Genomic DNA, 17,133 nt, shown 5'->3' with positions numbered 1-17,133 from the left:
ATTAATCCTCTCCAAGTATTTTGACTTCTTCTTCTAACATTACACCAAATTTATTTAAAACTGTACTTTTTACAATGTACATTAAATCTAATATATCTTTTGCTGTTGCTTCACCTTTGTTAACAACAAATCCACAATGTTTTTCAGAAACTTGTGCTCCTCTTAATGTTAAGCCTCTTAGCCCACAATCATCTATTAATTTTGCTGCAAAGTACCCTTCTGGTCTTTTAAAAGTACTTCCCGCACTTGGTAAATTTAATGGTTGTTTAGTTACTCTTCTATTTGTTAAATCAGCCATATACGCTTTTATTTCGTCATAGTCACCTTTTTTAAGCTCAAGTTCTGCTGATAAAACTATATAATCAGAGTTAGTAAGTCTACTTCTTCTATAAGCAAACTCCATTTCTTCATTTGTGAATTCAGATATTTCACCTTGTGGATTCATTACTCTAACAGATTTTACAACTGATTTTATTTCTCCGTCATAAGCACCTGCATTCATTGCTAACCCACCACCAAGTGTACCTGGAATTCCTGATATACATTCAAATCCAGTTAAACTTTCTCTAAGTGCTGCTTTTCCTAATACAGATAATAAAGCTCCTGCTTGTGCTTTTATTGTATTTCCTTCTATTTCATAGTTGTTGAAGTTATCTCCAAATTCTATTACTATACCTCTTATTCCACCATCTTTTATTAATAGGTTTGATCCATTTCCTATTATTAAGTATGGAAGCTCATTTTCATTTATATATTTTAATACCTCAGCTAATTGTTCTTCTGTTGTCGGTCTAACTAATATATCAGCTGGTCCACCTACTCTAAAAGAGATGTGTTTTTTCATAGGCTCATCCATTTTTACATTTTCCGCATCAACTATTTTTACTAAGTCATTATAAACTAATTCTTTATTCATATTTAAATATTTATTGCCAAACCTCACTTTAATATAAATAAGTATTTGACAGACTCCTTCCTTCTTTATTCTTATATTTACGTTCTTATCTAAATTGTTTTTTTATTTCTATATTCATTTTTGTATTTTTAAGTCTGTTTAATTATTTTATTATGGTTTAATATATGTTTCTATAAATAAAAGTGTATCTCAAAGAAAACATAATTCTAGTTATAAAAAGATTTTACCACATATTCAATTTTTATTTAAGGTGAATTTAATTTATTTAATAATTACTTACCATTTTTAACTTTTTTTGTATTTTGGCGTAAAAATATCGCCAAAGATTAAATCCTTGACGATATCTTTTAATTCCCCTTATATATTTAAATCTTATACATTAGAAGCTTTCTTTTTATCTGCAGCTAAATATGTAAAGTAGTATATAACCGGTATAATTAAAGCTCCACCGATTAAGTTTCCTATTGTTACACAAATTAAATTAGTTGCACATGCTCCTATTGAAATATCAGCGCCCAATAACATACCTATTGGTATAAAGTACATATTTGCCACGCTATGTTCAAATCCACATAATACGAATAACATGATTGGGAACCAGCATGAAAATATCTTAGATATAATATCTTGTGCACTTGTTGCCATCCATACAGCTAAAACAACAAGGATATTACATAGTATACCTCTAAGTATCATTGTCATTATATCTAGACCTGCTTTCCCTTCAGCTATTGCAATAGCTTTTGTTGCAGCGTCTCCAGTTAGAACATCACCATAAAATACTATAAGTGCTAATGCTATAGAACCAACTAAGTTTCCTACCCAAACAACACACCAGTTCTTAACCATTTGACCGCCTGTAATTTTATTATTCATTAGAGCTAATGTCATTAAGTTGTTTCCTGTGAATAATTCTGCTCCACATATAACAACTAACATAAGTCCAACAGGGAAGACTGCTGCCCCAATAAGTTTCGCAACACCTGGGTCAATATTAGCAAATGTTTGACTTGCTACAGTATTTCCTAATCCACCAAATCCTATAAATGCTCCTGCCAAGATTCCTAGTAAAAACATTGAACCAACTGGTAGGTTTGCTTTTCCTACACCAACGTTAACCATTGCATTGGCTATTTCTTTTGGTGCTAAAAATCTCTTTTCCATACAGATACACCCCTTTTGTTAAGTATTAAGAAAATATCTTCGTATTACAAGTTAATTATAGCACCATTTTTTTTAGAAAAAGCTGTTTTGGCGAATGTATACATTATATTTATTAAATTATTGATAATATTTTTTCTAATCAAATTCTATATTTAATTCAACTTTATACAAAACTATTATGGTCTTATTATTTTGTCGGCTTGTGACATTTTTTCTAGTATAAAGTACATATTTGTCACTTCACCTACTTCTAGTTTTTCTGTTAATTCATAGTAGTTTAAGCAAGTTCCACAGCTTAATATTTCTACACCTTGTGCTTGCAATGTTTTTAAATCATTTATAGAGTTAGAGCCTTCTGTCGATAATTTAACTCCTGAATTATAAAGTAATATTGTACTTGGAAGCTCATCTAATTCAGTTAAAGCATATATAAATCCTTTCATCAAAATTTGACCTAATTCTTCGCTTCCTTCTCCCATCTTATTGCTACTCAATACTACAACTGTATTAGTCTTTTTATCTGGATAGCAAACTTCTTTTGTTTCTTCTTCAACCTTTGTTTGTTCAGTTTCGCTATTTTGTAGCTCTGCTTTTATTTTAATTATGTAATGTTGGTCCTCTATTTTTTCGCATGTATATTCTAGATTTTTTTGTTTGGCCATCTTACTTAAATTTTGAACTGCTATTTCATTATCTACATGCACTTCTACTAAAGTAGTCTCTTTTATTTCACCTAATGCCTTTTTTGTTTTTATAACTGGAATGGGGCATTGATCACCCATTGCATCAACTTTTATTTCTTTCATTGTTATTCCTCCTAAAATTACATTGTATATATTTTAATTTATTATCTACTCTACTATTATTTTATGTTGTTTTTGATTTACAACTTCTCCAATAACACCACATGGTAAGCTTAAAGTTTCTAATTCTTTCATTATTTCCTCTACATCTTCAGGATTTACAGCTATTAATAACCCTCCTGATGTTTGTGGGTCAAATAATATCTCTTCCATTGCAAAATCATATATATTAAATAAAACTTTATCTTGAAGGAAATTTCGATTTCTTTGTGCTGCTGCAGTTAGTAAAAACTCATCTGCATACTGTCTAGCTTCTTTGATATATGGTACTTTTGTACTCTCTATAATTGCTGAACAATCTCCTGCAACCATTTCGTTTAAATGTCCTAAAAGACTAAATCCTGTAACATCTGTGCATGCATGCACATCATATTTTCTAATAATCTCTGCTGCATATTTATTTAATGTGCACATAGATTCTATAGCCTTATCCATAGCTTCCTTGCTAGCTTCACCAACTCTGTTTGCTGTTGAAATTATTCCAACACCTAAAGGTTTAGTAAGAATTAATTTATCTCCTACTTTGCACCCATTATTTTGATATATTTTATTTGGATTTATAATTCCTGTTACAGATAAGCCGTATTTTACATCTTGGTCCATTATAGAATGTCCGCCAGATAAAACTCCTCCAGCTTCTTCTACTTTTTCACTACCACCTTGAATTATATCACCCAATATATTTAAATCCATCTGTTCTGGAAAACAAACTATATTTAAAGCTGTTTTAACTTCACCACCCATAGCATATATATCACTTAATGCATTTGCTGCGGCTATTTTCCCAAACGTATATGGGTCGTCTACCATAGGCGGAAAGAAATCTAAAGTTTGAACCATTGCAATATCATCCGTTAATTTATATACAGATGCATCATCACTACTTTCAAATCCTATCAGTAAATTTTCATCATATTTTTTCGGTATTCTTTCTAAAACACGACTTAAAATTCCTGGCCCTAATTTAGCAGTACACCCTCCACCTTTACAAAAAACTATATCTTTTTTACTCATAAGCACAACCTCTTTTCATGATAAAGTTAATTAATATAAAACTCTTTTATCGTCTATTCTTTTTGTTATTCTATTTCTATCGAAATGTTCTAGTATAGCTATTGATGTTTTTCTATTTGAATTTGTAATATCCCTAAATTGAGCTACTGTTATTTGATTATTTTGTTTCAGATAGTTTATCAACTCATTTTTCATATTTTCATATATATCTTTATCAACATAGTATGTATCGTCTAGTTTCTGAATTGTATCGCCTATTAATGCTTCCAAAACTTCTTCATAAAACTTATTTTTATTACATATTTCATCTTTTGTAACTAAACAGCTTAGTTTATTTTTTCTAGTTATATTTTCAATTTCTTTCTTTATGGATAATTGTTTTTGATTAAATACAACTTCAAATTCATAATTTGAAACTAAGTTGTCCCTTACTTTTATCTGTTTATCTTCAGCCATTTTATTTAAGATGATGTCCATATCTTTTACTTTAAGTTTACTATCAACCCTAGACCTAAGTTCTTCCTTCAAAATTCCCTTTCTAAGTCTATACTGTTTATGATACTTATTTAAAATATCCATCGTCTTATCTTTAAGTTTATTATAATGACTTATATGTAGATAATATTTATTTACGGGTATTACTTTATTTTCTTTTATTAAAACATCAAGCCCCTCTTTAACATATTCTTCTTTATCTCCAGTATAGCTAATTAAATCTTTTAATGTAATATAGTTTGATAAATTTAATTTTAGATATTCTTCTATTATGTCTTTTAGCTCGCCTTTTTCTTTTATTTTTAATGTTTCAATAACACTTTCGTCATATATCTTATGTTTTTTGGGTGCTGTATCAATAATTATACCTCCACCAATCGTATCCATCGGTGAATAAGATCTAATTATAAATCTATCACCTTTCTTAGCTACTATTTTTTCTTCTAATCTTAGCTGGGCATATCCACTTTCTCCATAAGGTATTTCATCTTCATTTAATGGAACAATTCTGCATAATATTTGTTTTGTACCATGGAATACTCTTATTCTATCCCAATGTTTTAAACTCTTTTTGCAATGTTCAACTAATGATATATTTACATCTATCATCATAGATTCTTCAACAGAACCAGTCTCAGCAATTACATCTCCTCTTTGAATTTCACTAACTTTTATATTAGATAAATTTATTGCTGTTCTTTGTCCTGCATATGCAGTTTTAACATCACAACCATGTACTTGTAAATTTCTTACCTTTACCTTTTTTTCACTAGGATATATCGTCATCTCATCATCAATAGATATTTTTCCTTCGATTAAAGTTCCTGTTACAATTGTTCCGAAACCTTTTAATGAAAATACCCTATCTATACTCATTCTTGCTGGTGCATCAATTTTCTTTTCTTCTATATCTTCACTAATTTCATCAATTTTTTTGACTAATTCTTCTAATCCTCTTCCTGATACTGAATCAACTTCTACAATCGGTGCATTTTCTATAAATAAACCCTTTGTCTTTTCTTTGACTTCATCTTTTACTAAAGAGATAAAATCTTCATCTACTAAATCGCATTTAGTCAAAACTATTATTCCTTTTTTTACACCTAAGTAGTTTAAGATATCTAGATGTTCAACAGTTTGAGGCATTACTCCTTCGTCAGCAGCCACTACAAGCAAAACTATATCTATTCCACATGCACCTGCCAACATATTTTTTATAAATTTTTCATGACCAGGCACATCTACTATTCCGACTCTTTTTTTGCTCGGCAAATCAAAGTATGTAAATCCTAAATTGATAGATATTCCCCTTTGCTTTTCTTCTTTTAAATTATCTGTCTCTCTACCTGTTAAAGCTTTTATTAATGTTGTTTTTCCGTGATCTATATGTCCTGCTGTTCCCAAAATTACATTCTTCATATCAAGAATATCCCCCTAAACTATTAGTTAAAAATATCTTTTAATTCTTTTATTATAAAATCAAATTCATCTTTTTCTATCGTTCTAACATCTAAGATATATTTATCTTCGTTTATTCTTCCAATTATATGAGACTCACTATTTCTAAGTCTCTTTTCAAGATAAGATACACTAAATTTATTCGGCTTTATTGTTATGACATATGTATCTAATCTTTCTAGTGGCATGGAACCACCTCCAACTTGAGATATCCCTTTTTCTTTTTCAACTTCTGCATCTATATTCAAATCTATTATTTTACTTAAAAGTATCGTTGCTTTTATTTCTAGTTCTTCTATGCTATAAGTTATCATCCTCAATGTCGGTATACTTTTTATTGCATCTTCTTCATCTAAATATATTCTCAATGTAGCTTCTAAAGCTGCTATTGTCATTTTATCTACTCTAAGTGCTCTTGTTAATTGATTTTTTTTCATTTTTTCTATATATCTTTTCTTCCCAACTATAATTCCAGCCTGTGGTCCGCCTAGCATCTTGTCTCCACTAAATGTAACTACATCTGCACCCTTTTTTATAGAATCTATTACAGTAGGTTCATATGATAACCCATATTTAGATAAATCGATAAATACTCCACTTCCTAAATCTTCAATAATCGGTATATCTTTAAACTCTTCTTGTCTTTTTAATTCATCTATCTCAACAGATTTAGTAAATCCTAAAATACGATAATTGCTAGTATGTACCTTCATTATCGCCTTTGTATTTTCACTTATAGCATCTTTATAATCTTGTATATGAGTTTTATTAGTCGATCCGACCTCAACTAATCTCCCACTACCAATTTCCATTATACTTGAAATTCTAAAACTGCCTCCAACTTCAACAAGTTCACCTCGTGAAACAACTACTTCGCCGTCCTTTGCCATTGTATTTAAAACTAATAATACTGCCGCTGCATTATTATTTACAATTAATACGTCTTCTGCCCCAGTTAATCGTTTTATTATATCGACTAGATGGTCATACCTAGAGCCTCTTTTCCCTTTTGACAAGTTGTATTCTAAATTTGAATATCCAAAACCAATTTGAATTAACTCTTCTTTTACTTTTGGGCTTAATTTAGAACGACCTAGGTTAGTATGTATAACTATACCAGTTCCATTTATAACCCTCTTAATAGATAATTGGAATTTATTTTTTGTAGAATTGATTATATCATCAACTAAAGTTTCTTCCTTTATATCAAATAAACTTAAACTATCTTCATCTAAATTTATAATTTCTTTTCTCTTTAATTCAATTATTTCTCTTATCGATTCTAATACTAATTGTCTCTGATAATTATTTAATAAATCTTCTATTTTATAATTTGACAGCACTTTGTCAACTGAAGGCAATTTTGATAAAATCTTCCCCTTATTCAAGCCAATCCCCCCTGTAGTTATATTCTTTTTTCATATAATAATTATAGCTTATTTTACATAATAATACTTAATTCCACACATTTTATTACATTTTATGGAAATAAAGTTGAAATTTAAATTATAACTTGTTATTATTAAATAGTGATATAACTATCACAATAAAATATATCTTGGGGGAGGATGAGTTCTGGTGTTCTCTCTAGTCTTCAAAACTAGTACGAGGGGTTAGGAGCCTCTTAGGTGGGTTCGATTCCCACCCTTTCCCGCCATTATAAAGCAAAAAAGTATGCCATCTATACATATAAATGGCATACTTTTTTGTTTTATATATCTAAAATTTAATAACTATAAATTATCATATTTTAAATATAATTCAATTTTTTAGTTGTTATAACAACCGCAATTTTCAATGTAAAATAATATCATACAGTTATGGGATTATATTTAGGAAAGTATTTAATACAAGCCCTGTATATTTTATCATCAACATAAATAACTCTATATTCGTCAAACCCTTTATTTTTATAAAGATTTGAAACCCATAATTAGGTCCAATATAACCCTGTATTTATATTGGACCCCTGTTCAAATAATTACATCTATTTTCTAGCACATTCGCTAGCCTCACCAGTTAATATATCTAATCCATGTTCAAGAGCTGGCATTAAACATTCCATACATTCTTTTACGGCTTTAGGACTTCCCGGCATATTTATAATTAATGTAGATTTTCTTATTACTGAAACTGCTCTACTAAGCATTGCTTTTTTAGTAAATTGCATGCTATAAGCTCTTATAGCCTCTGATATTCCTGGCACCAATTTTTCAGCTATTGATAGTGTAGCTTCTGGAGTGTTATCTCTTTTTGAAAATCCTGTTCCCCCTGTCGTAAGAATTAAGTCTACTTCGTTGTTATCGCATAAATTTTTCATCTCTTCTGCTAAAACTTCTTTGTCATCTGGAAGTACTCTGTAGAATTTAACTTCATATCCGAATTCTCCAACGATTTCTTTTATTTTAGCTCCACTTTCGTCTACTCTTTCCCCACGCGAACCTTTATCACTTGCAGTTATAATTCCAACTCTATACATATTATCCACCTTCTATTCTACTATTTCTATTTGATCTCCTGGCTTAATTTTTCCACCTTCTAATACTCTTGCAAATATCCCATTTCTAGGCATGATACAGTCGCCCATCTTTTGGAATATTTCACATCCATGGTGACATTCTTTTCCGATTTGAGTTATTTCTAATAAAACATCATTACATCTAAACTTAGTTCCTACTGGTATTGTTTTTAAGTCCCAACCTTCAACCAATAAATTTTCTCCGAAAGCACCTGGTTTGACACCTGCTCCTCTAGCATTAAATTCTTCTACTTTTTCAAATGAAAGTAAACTAACTTGTCTATGCCATTTTCCAGCATGTGCATCATCTTTTAGTCCAAATTCAACTATAAATTCCCCTTCGTCTATTGGATGTTTTTGAGTTCCTTTTTTTTCACTTATACATACATTTACGATTCTTCCCATTGCCAATCTCTCCTTAATTTTTATCCAAATTTTTAATTATTTAAATATCTATCCGCCTATTTGAACCATATTTTTAACTTCGATATCTTTTTCTCCGTTAGTATGTCCAAACTTATGGCTTAATGGTTTATTCCATATAGTATCATGAATTAATACTTTTAAATCTTCATCACTTATTCCACTTCTTATAGGCGCTTTTAAATCAATTCCTTTATTGTAATGAAGACATAATTTTAAAAATCCATTAGATGTAAGTCTTATTCTATTGCATGATTCACAAAACTCATGACTTATAGCACTGATAAAACCTATACATCCTTTCATATCTTTATTTTTATAATATTTAGCTGGACCATTTCCTCTCTTTTCAGTTAATGGTTCAAATGCTCCAAAATTACTTTCTAAAATTGAAAGTATTTCATCATTGTCTATTTGAGTATATTTTTTCCCAAATCCAATCGGCATCAATTCTATGAATCTAACATCGATTTCTCTATCTTTTGCAAAATTTGCGATATCAGCAAGTTCATTTATATTAAAATCTCTAATTGCTAGACAATTTATCTTAACTCGAATACCTAAATTATATGTTTTATCTATAGCCATGAGTACTTTTTCAAGCCCATCTCTTCTAGTAATTTGTTTAAAGTTATCTTCTTTCAAAGTATCTAAACTTATATTAATTGCATCAATTCCAGCATCATATAAATCATCCAACATATCGTAAAGTAGTATTCCATTAGTAGTCAAAGTTACTTGCTCTATTTTATCTAGATTTTTTATATCTCTAATTAAATTTACAATATCTTTTCTGACTAAAGGTTCTCCACCTGTTATTTTAATTTTTTTAATTCCTAATTGTGATACAGTTTCACAAATTCTTAAAATTTCATCATAAGTAAGAATTTCTTCATGTGGGATGCTCTCTACACCTTCTTCTGGCATACAGTAAACGCATCTTAAATTACATCTATCTATTACAGATATTCTAAGATAATCAATCTTTCTATTTAATTTATCTAACATATTTCATTCCCACTTTCAGGTATATTATTATGTAAATTTTTCTCTTGGTTTATGTAACTATTTTTCTTCGTTAAAGTAAAAATCTCCGCTCTTTCCACCAGATTTTTTTACTAAATGCACATCTGAAATAACCATTCCTTTATCAATAGCTTTACACATATCATAAATAGTTAAAAGTGCAACATTTACACCTGTAAGAGCTTCCATTTCTACCCCTGTTTTTCCGCTTAATTTTACAAGACATGTAGCACTTATACTTTTTTCTTCTTCATTAAATTCAAAGTCTACTTTTGCCTTTGTTAACATTAATGGATGACACATTGGTATTAGTTCTGATGTTTTTTTAGTCGCCATAATTCCAGCCACTCTAGCAACTGCAAGGACATCTCCTTTTGCCATATTTCCATTTATAATTCTTTCATATGTTTCATCACATACAAATATTTTTCCTGTTGCTATAGCTTCTCTTTCTGTTACATTTTTATCTGTAACATCTACCATAACTGCATTTCCATGTTGATCAAAGTGATTTAATTTTTCTGCCATCTTATACTCCCTTTCCAAATCCACAGTTAGGGAATGTGCATATATCACAACTTAAGCATAATCCACCTAATCCTAATCCAGCTAAATCGTCGCTTGTAACCATATCATCAGCCATAAGTCTTGGTAAAACTAAGTCAAATACTGTTCTTTTAGAATACATTACACATCCTGGTAATCCTACGATTGGAATTTCTTTTTCATCTTTTTTATAATAAGCAAGTAACATCATTGCTCCTGGAAGTACTGGAGCTCCATAAGAAACTATTCTCGCTCCTGTGCTTTTTATTGCTCCTGGTGTCTTATCATCAGGATCTACACTCATACCTCCTGTGCATAATACCATATCTGCACCTTGCTCTATGAATGATTCTGTTGCTTTCGCTATTTTTTCCATGTCATCATTTACGATTGTTTGACCGATTACCTCTGCCCCAAATTCTTTAACTTTTTCAGCTACTACTGGTCCAAAAGTATCTTTTATTCTTCCATAAAAAACTTCATTTCCTGTTGTAACTATACCTACTTTTTTCTTTTTAAATGGCATTAATGATAATATTGGTGAGTTTCCTGCAACTTCTTTCGCTTTTTCCATCTTCTCTTGTTCTATTAGAAGTGGTATTATTCTTGTTCCTGCAAGTTTATCACCTTTTTTAACAGTAGTATTTGTGTGTCGAGTTGCTATCATCATCTCTCCCAAACTATTTACTGCCCTTAAACTTTCTACATTGATTTTTAAAAGTCCATCTATTTCTGCTATTATTTCTATTTTTCCTTCTTTTACTTCTGATTGGCTCATATTTTCATTTATACATATATCTCTTAAATATTCAGCCGCCTCATTTTCGTGAAGTATACCTTCTTTCTTTTCCCATATATATAGATTATCTTTTCCTAATGATAGTAAAACAGGAATGTCCTCTTCTGTTACTATATGTCCTTTTCTAAAAGCTGTACCTTTTTTTACATCCTTTATAATTTGAGTTATATCGTGGCAAAGAACATGCCCTACCGCGTCTTGAGTCTTAACACATTTCATAAAATCATCTCCTATTTCACTTCAATATACTGAATTATTTTTTCAACAATCTCTTCTATATTATTTAAATTAATTATTGGTTTATCTATATCTAAATTTTTCATATTATTTTCAACGTTTATATCTGATGCAATTGCAATTAAATTCTCTTTATTACAGACAGATTCATATGAATTATTATTTCTTATTATCTCTATCTTTGGATAAGTAGATTTTTTAAATCCTTCTAAAAATATTATATCTGCCTCTGGAAATAAATCTATCAATTCTTGTTCGTTAGTTTCTTTTTGTTCCTTAACTACTAAAAACTTATTTCTTGAAAAGACAGCTGTTCCATATGCACCAGCTTGTTTGTGTTTGTAAGAATCAGTCCCTTCTATATCCGCATTAAAATCATGACCATCATGTTTTATTGTAGCTACATTATATCCCAAACTATTAAACTTTTGTATTAATTTTGTTATTAATGTAGTTTTTCCCGAATTCTTAACCCCACATATTGCAATAATCACTTGCTGTTTTAACTTATTTCTTTTTGTCATATACTTAAAAAATTCTCCTATTGGATTTATAAAAGTACAACTTGTACCTTTTCTCCTTTATCTAATTTAGGTGTGCCTGGTTTTATATCTATCAAGCAATTACATCCTATCATTGAACCAAGCATTCCTGATGAATGTCCTCCTTTTGGAAGATATACCTTTCCTTCATCATAAGTTGCCCTTATTAATCTTCTTCCTCTGCTTTCTTTTAAAAACGCATCTTGTAATATAGCTTCTTTTCTTACTTCTTTTAAATCTGGGTCTTGTCCCAACTTATATAATAGTTGTTTGCCCATAAGTTCAAATGTGGCTATTGCAGCAAATGGATTTCCAGATAAACATAGTAATGGCTTATTTTCATAAAGTGCATATATAGCTGGTGTTCCTGGTTTCATGTTTACTCTCCAAAATACTCTTTTTGCATCTAATATTTTTATTACTTGATGCATAATATCTTTTTTTCCAACTGAAACTCCACCCGTAGTGAAAACTACATCTACATTTTTGATAATTTCTTTAATTTCATTTGCAATTAAATTTTCATCATCTCCCATTACTTCTGCAACAACAACTTCACATCCTAGTTCCTCTAATCTAGATGCTATCATTCTTCTATTACTATCATATATTTTCCCTTCTGTAAGAGGTTTTCCACCGCAAATAACTTCATCCCCAGTACTTATTAAAGCTACTTTTGGTCGTCTGATGACTTTAACTTTTTCATATCCCATAGATGCTATTATTCCTATATGTATATAACTTAATTTTTCTCCTAAGTTTATTAATTTACTGCCCTTTGTAATATCTTCACCTTCAAAACAATAATTTTGATGATGCTTTACTTCTTGATAAATTTCTACTGTTTCCATTCCATAATCAGTAGATTCCTGCCTTATGACACAATCACATCCCTTTGGAATTTTCGCACCTGTCATTATTCTAATTGTTTCATTTTTCCCTACTTCTTTATGAGTATATCCCCCGGCACAAACCTCATCTATAACTTTTAATTTTATAGGATTTTTTTTACTTGCACCTACAATATCTTCTGACCTCAAGGCATAACCATCTAATGGAGAACGATCAAATGGAGGTTGATTAATTGGAGCAATTATATCTTCACCTATAATTCTCCCCCTAGCTTTCTCTATACTAACTTCTTCTATATCGTTTATACTTTTAACGGAATCACAAATTAACTCTATCGCTAATTCAAGTTCTATCCCTACCATATCATGTTTCCTCCCTAAAAAAAATTGCTATATAATCTATTAATTTGAAAATAGAAAATATAGCTAATAAAGGTATTACGCTACCTTTGATAGTTTCCCCTTCTCAAATAACGGATGGCTACAACGTTTCCATCATAACCTGAAGTAATTTTTAAATTACTTGGCTCAGTATCATAGTTTTCCCTTAGATACTTTTGCTCGGAGAATATTAAATTTTATTTTTTAATGAATCATATTCCTGTGGTGTATTTATATTACTTAATGTCTCTAATTCTATATCAGTATCTTCTATATTTATTTTGACAAAGTTACTCTTATCTATTAAATAGCTCAACTTATAATTTTTCTGCTTTATCATTTCTTCTATAATTGGAATTACTTTCTTAGAGTATATAGCACATAGTGGATATAGTCTTTCATCGTTATCACAAAAAACTGCTATATCTATATCTTTATTGATATTGTCACATAACTCTTTTATATTTTTCTTTGTAATAAAAGGCATATCACATGCTGTTATAAAGAGATATTCCTCTTTACAATTTAATAAAGATGAATATATACCTCCCAATGGTCCAATTTCTTTATAAATATCTTCTATTAATTTGAATCCCATTTTTTCGAATTCTTGTTTTTGATTCTTTGAAAATTTGTCATTTATAGATAAATATATGCTAGAAAAGTCATCTAAAGTTTCTTTGATTTTTTCTAGAAATGTCATATTGTTTAGTTTTAGAAGGCCTTTTACATTACCGTTCATTCTACTATTCTTTCCACCCATAAGAATTAGCGCCCCTATATCCAAAACTATCACCCCTATCTATTTGATACTTTAAATTAATTCTAGCATAACTAATGTATTTTTTCAGTATTAGAAAATCCTTATTTTGAAATTTATAATACTTATAAATACATATATATTGAAATAGCCAGAACCTATATTTAATCATATAGGTTCTGGCACCTATTTATATATATTCTGTTCTAATATTTATAAATTTTTCTAAAATCAACTATATTCTAGCTTTATGCTTTTTCAACTTTAACAGCACAAACTTTATATTCTGGTATTCTTGCATATTTATCAAGTGCTGCATTTGTTAACCAGTTTGCATTTCCATCTGGGAAGTGGAATGGCATCCAAGTTTCACCTGGAGATACTTTTGTTCCTACACGAGCAGTTGTTTCTATTTCCCCACGTCTTGAAGAAACTTTTACTCTATCTCCATCTTTAACTCCTATTTTTTCTGCATCTTCAATATTCATTTCTATAAATGACTTGCCTGCTATCTCCATTAATCCAGGAGTTCTACCAGTCATCGCTCTTGTAGTGTAATGATATAATATACGTCCTGTCATTAATATAGTTGGGTATTCATCATCTGGTAATTCTGCAGATGGAACATATTCAGCTGGATAGAACCAACCTAATCCTCTTGTAAATTTACCAACGTGCATTATTGGAGTTCCTGGATGATCTTTAGAAGTACATGGCCATTGAATTCCGCCTTCTTTATCAAGTCTTTCGTGGCTTATACCAGCAAAACTTGGAGTTACTGATGCTATTTCATCCATTATTTCTGCTGAAGTTAAGCGTGGTTGAGGATATCCCATTCTATTCATTATATCTGTGAATATATCAGTATCTAATCTCATTTCACCGTCTAATTCTACAGCTTTACGTACTCTTTGAACACGTCTTTCTGTATTAGAGAATGTACCTTCTTTTTCAGCATAACTTACACCTGGTAATATAACATCTGCATATTGTGCAGTTTCAGTCATAAATAACTCATTCATTACAAAGAAGTCTAAGCTTTCTAATGCTTTTATAACGTGATGAGTATCTGGGTCAGTTACGACAGGGTCTTCACCAAATATATAAAGACCTTTTACTTCTCCTCTTATAGCAGCAGGGAATATGTCTGTTGCATGAGTTCCTGGGTTAGGATTTAATTTAGTTCCCCAAGCTTTTTCAAATTTAGCTAATACTTCAGGATTGGCAACTTTTTGGTATCCTGGGAAGTCTCCTGGTAAAGCTCCCATATCACAAGCACCTTGTACGTTGTTTTGTCCACGAAGAGGGTTAACTCCACAACCAGGTCTACCAAGTTTACCAACTAATAATGCCATATTTGACATTGACATAACACCTTCTGTACCAGTTGAATGTTCTGTAACTCCTAGACAATAGATTATTGGAGCCATGTCTGCTTTAGCATACATTATTGCTGCTTTTCTTAAATCTTCTGCATCTATATGACATATTTTTGCAACTTTTTCTGGAGTATAGTCTTTTACTATTTCTTTTATTTTTTCATAACCTTCAGTACGTTCATTTATGAAGTCCATATCTTGAAGGCCTTCTTCTATAATTACGTGCATTATACCATTAGCAAATGCTACGTTTGTACCTGGTCTTAATTTTAAATGTATATCAGCTTTTTTAGCTAAATCTATATCACGAGGGTCAACTACTATAAGTTTGCATCCTCTTTGAACAGCTTGACGTATTTGCATACCTACAACTGGATGTGCTTCTTCTGGGTTAGATCCAACTAACATTATAACATCTGGATTTTTAGTTATATCTTCTATTGGATTAGTCATAGCTCCTGAACCTAAAGTCATAGCTAGACCAGCAACTGATGCAGAGTGGCAAACACGAGCACAGTTATCTACGTTATTTGTTCCGAATGCACAACGTACTAATTTTTGCATCATGTAGCAGTCTTCATTTGGTGAACGTGAGCAAGCAAATCCTGCTAATGCGTCAGAACCGTATTTTCTTTTTATTTCTAAGAATTTTGATGCTACTAAGTCTAATGCTTCATCCCAAGTAGCTCTTTCAAATTCTCCTGTTTCATGGTTTTTAATTAAAGGATATTTTATTCTATCTGGAGAATGAACAAAGTCAAAACATCCTGAACGTCCTTTTACACATAATAAACCTTTGTTTGATGCTCCATTTGCCGCTTCAACATCTACTACTTTATTATCTCTAACAACTAAGTAGTATTGGCATCCTGTTGCACAGTGTGGACAAGTTGTTAATACTTTTTTGTCTACTTGATATGGACGATATTCTGTTCTTCTCTTCATTGTAAGGGCACCTGTTGGACAAGCTTGAACACAGTTACCGCATGATTCACAGATAGTTTCTTTCCAAGGTATATTGAAAGGAGTTCCTATTACTGAATCAAAACCTCTTTCCATAGTGTCTATTGCCCCACGTCCTACTATTTTGTGACAAGTATTTACACATCTATGACATAAAATGCAAAGATTTGGATTATATGTGAAGAATGGATTACTATCATCTATAGGTAATTCAGTTTGCTCCCCTTTATAAGTTGTTGTTGATACACCATATTCATAACATAAATCTTGGAATTTACAATCCCCATTAGCTCTACAAGAGAAACAATCTGTTTTATGGTTAGATAAAAGCATATCTAAAATATTTTTTCTTGCATTTCTTACTTTTTCACTGTTTGTAGTTACAACAAGTCCTTCGCCAACTTGTGCAGTACAAGCAGTCTCCATTTTTGTTCTTCCTCTGTTTTCGATTTCTACCATACACATTCTACAAGAACCGTCTGGTAGTAAATCCTCTATATAGCATAAAGTAGGTATTTTAATGCCAACAGATTCTGCGGCATGTAAAATAGATGTTCCCTTTTTAGCTTCTACGACTTTTCCATCTATAGTTAAACGTACCATCTTATTTCCCCCTTATTCATATAAAAACTCAAATTATATCTTTAGGAAAGTATCACAGTATCTTCTGTGATACTTTCTGCAATAATTTAATTTATATAAATCTCTAATCGAGTGCCTTCTATTTACATCAACTTTCTAATGTAATAAACTAATGTTTAAGGATACGTTATTTTATATCTATAACATACTTTATAC

At 30.5% G+C, this 17,133-nt stretch carries 15 protein-coding genes, 1 tRNA gene and 1 riboswitch; of the genes, 1 reads left to right on the top strand and 15 read right to left on the bottom strand.

What is annotated here, in order from left to right; genetic code table 11:
* Window position 1: 1 nt before the first annotated feature.
* The 6 genes from murB to selA form a co-directional block, all read right to left on the bottom strand.
* The gene (gene murB, locus ABCM86_RS12290; protein WP_195929536.1) at window positions 2–916 is read right to left on the bottom strand and encodes a UDP-N-acetylmuramate dehydrogenase; all 915 of its coding nucleotides are present in this window, start codon (window positions 914–916) and stop codon (window positions 2–4) included.
* Window positions 917–1,288: 372 nt separating this feature from the next.
* The gene (locus ABCM86_RS12285; protein WP_195929535.1) at window positions 1,289–2,080 is read right to left on the bottom strand and encodes a formate/nitrite transporter family protein; all 792 of its coding nucleotides are present in this window, start codon (window positions 2,078–2,080) and stop codon (window positions 1,289–1,291) included.
* Between the two features lie 176 nt (window positions 2,081–2,256).
* Window positions 2,257–2,886: a sulfurtransferase-like selenium metabolism protein YedF gene (gene yedF / locus ABCM86_RS12280; RefSeq protein ID WP_195929534.1), complete on the bottom strand. Its 630-nt coding sequence runs from the start codon at window positions 2,884–2,886 to the stop codon at window positions 2,257–2,259.
* 45 nt (window positions 2,887–2,931) lie between these two features.
* Window positions 2,932–3,957 (bottom strand): selenide, water dikinase SelD, encoded by a 1,026-nt coding sequence (selD, locus tag ABCM86_RS12275; RefSeq protein ID WP_295733739.1) that lies wholly within the window; start codon window positions 3,955–3,957, stop codon window positions 2,932–2,934.
* Window positions 3,958–3,987: 30 nt separating this feature from the next.
* Complete coding sequence (gene selB, locus ABCM86_RS12270) at window positions 3,988–5,871, bottom strand: selenocysteine-specific translation elongation factor (RefSeq protein WP_295675996.1); 1,884 nt, start codon at window positions 5,869–5,871, stop codon at window positions 3,988–3,990.
* Window positions 5,872–5,894: 23 nt separating this feature from the next.
* Window positions 5,895–7,298 carry an L-seryl-tRNA(Sec) selenium transferase gene (selA, locus tag ABCM86_RS12265; RefSeq protein ID WP_343004083.1) on the bottom strand — a complete coding sequence of 468 codons (1,404 nt, stop codon included), beginning with the start codon at window positions 7,296–7,298 and terminating at the stop codon, window positions 5,895–5,897.
* A gap of 172 nt (window positions 7,299–7,470) precedes the next feature.
* Here selA and ABCM86_RS12260 point away from each other — a divergent pair.
* Window positions 7,471–7,567: transfer RNA gene (locus tag ABCM86_RS12260), tRNA-Sec, on the top strand.
* Between the two features lie 330 nt (window positions 7,568–7,897).
* Here the strand turns inward: ABCM86_RS12260 and ABCM86_RS12255 are convergent.
* The 9 genes from ABCM86_RS12255 to fdhF all read right to left on the bottom strand — a co-directional run bounded on the left by ABCM86_RS12255 (window position 7,898) and on the right by fdhF (window position 16,938).
* A complete protein-coding gene (locus tag ABCM86_RS12255) occupies window positions 7,898–8,389 on the bottom strand; it encodes a MogA/MoaB family molybdenum cofactor biosynthesis protein (RefSeq protein WP_295733733.1) in 492 nt (163 codons plus the stop codon).
* Between the two features lie 12 nt (window positions 8,390–8,401).
* Complete coding sequence (locus ABCM86_RS12250; RefSeq protein ID WP_295675999.1) at window positions 8,402–8,833, bottom strand: MOSC domain-containing protein; 432 nt, start codon at window positions 8,831–8,833, stop codon at window positions 8,402–8,404.
* Window positions 8,834–8,881: 48 nt separating this feature from the next.
* The gene (gene moaA, locus ABCM86_RS12245; protein ID WP_343004082.1) at window positions 8,882–9,859 is read right to left on the bottom strand and encodes a GTP 3',8-cyclase MoaA; all 978 of its coding nucleotides are present in this window, start codon (window positions 9,857–9,859) and stop codon (window positions 8,882–8,884) included.
* Window positions 9,860–9,916: 57 nt separating this feature from the next.
* Entirely contained in the window at window positions 9,917–10,405 is a 489-nt protein-coding gene (gene moaC, locus ABCM86_RS12240) for a cyclic pyranopterin monophosphate synthase MoaC (protein WP_295573592.1), read from the bottom strand.
* A gap of 1 nt (window position 10,406) precedes the next feature.
* Window positions 10,407–11,441: a molybdopterin-binding protein gene (locus ABCM86_RS12235; protein WP_295676004.1), complete on the bottom strand. Its 1,035-nt coding sequence runs from the start codon at window positions 11,439–11,441 to the stop codon at window positions 10,407–10,409.
* An 11-nt stretch (window positions 11,442–11,452) separates the two neighbouring features.
* Window positions 11,453–11,983 carry a molybdopterin-guanine dinucleotide biosynthesis protein B gene (mobB, locus tag ABCM86_RS12230; RefSeq protein WP_343004081.1) on the bottom strand — a complete coding sequence of 177 codons (531 nt, stop codon included), beginning with the start codon at window positions 11,981–11,983 and terminating at the stop codon, window positions 11,453–11,455.
* Window positions 11,984–12,009: 26 nt separating this feature from the next.
* Complete coding sequence (gene glp / locus ABCM86_RS12225; protein WP_343004080.1) at window positions 12,010–13,215, bottom strand: gephyrin-like molybdotransferase Glp; 1,206 nt, start codon at window positions 13,213–13,215, stop codon at window positions 12,010–12,012.
* A gap of 80 nt (window positions 13,216–13,295) precedes the next feature.
* Window positions 13,296–13,431, bottom strand: a riboswitch (molybdenum cofactor riboswitch).
* The gene (locus ABCM86_RS12220) at window positions 13,424–14,029 is read right to left on the bottom strand and encodes a molybdenum cofactor guanylyltransferase (protein WP_343004079.1); all 606 of its coding nucleotides are present in this window, start codon (window positions 14,027–14,029) and stop codon (window positions 13,424–13,426) included. It overlaps the preceding riboswitch by 8 nt.
* Window positions 14,030–14,241: 212 nt before the next feature.
* Entirely contained in the window at window positions 14,242–16,938 is a 2,697-nt protein-coding gene (gene fdhF / locus ABCM86_RS12215) for a formate dehydrogenase subunit alpha (RefSeq protein WP_343004078.1), read from the bottom strand.
* Window positions 16,939–17,133 lie beyond the last annotated feature (195 nt).

The sequence above is a fragment of the Clostridium sp. 2218st1_F5_2218SCRN_220325 genome (genome assembly GCF_039062665.1).
In the GTDB taxonomy this organism is placed as follows: Bacteria; Bacillota; Clostridia; order Peptostreptococcales; family Peptostreptococcaceae; genus Intestinibacter.
The sequence above is the reverse complement of the archived record's forward strand: the minus strand, read 5'-3'. Positions and strand labels throughout refer to the sequence as shown.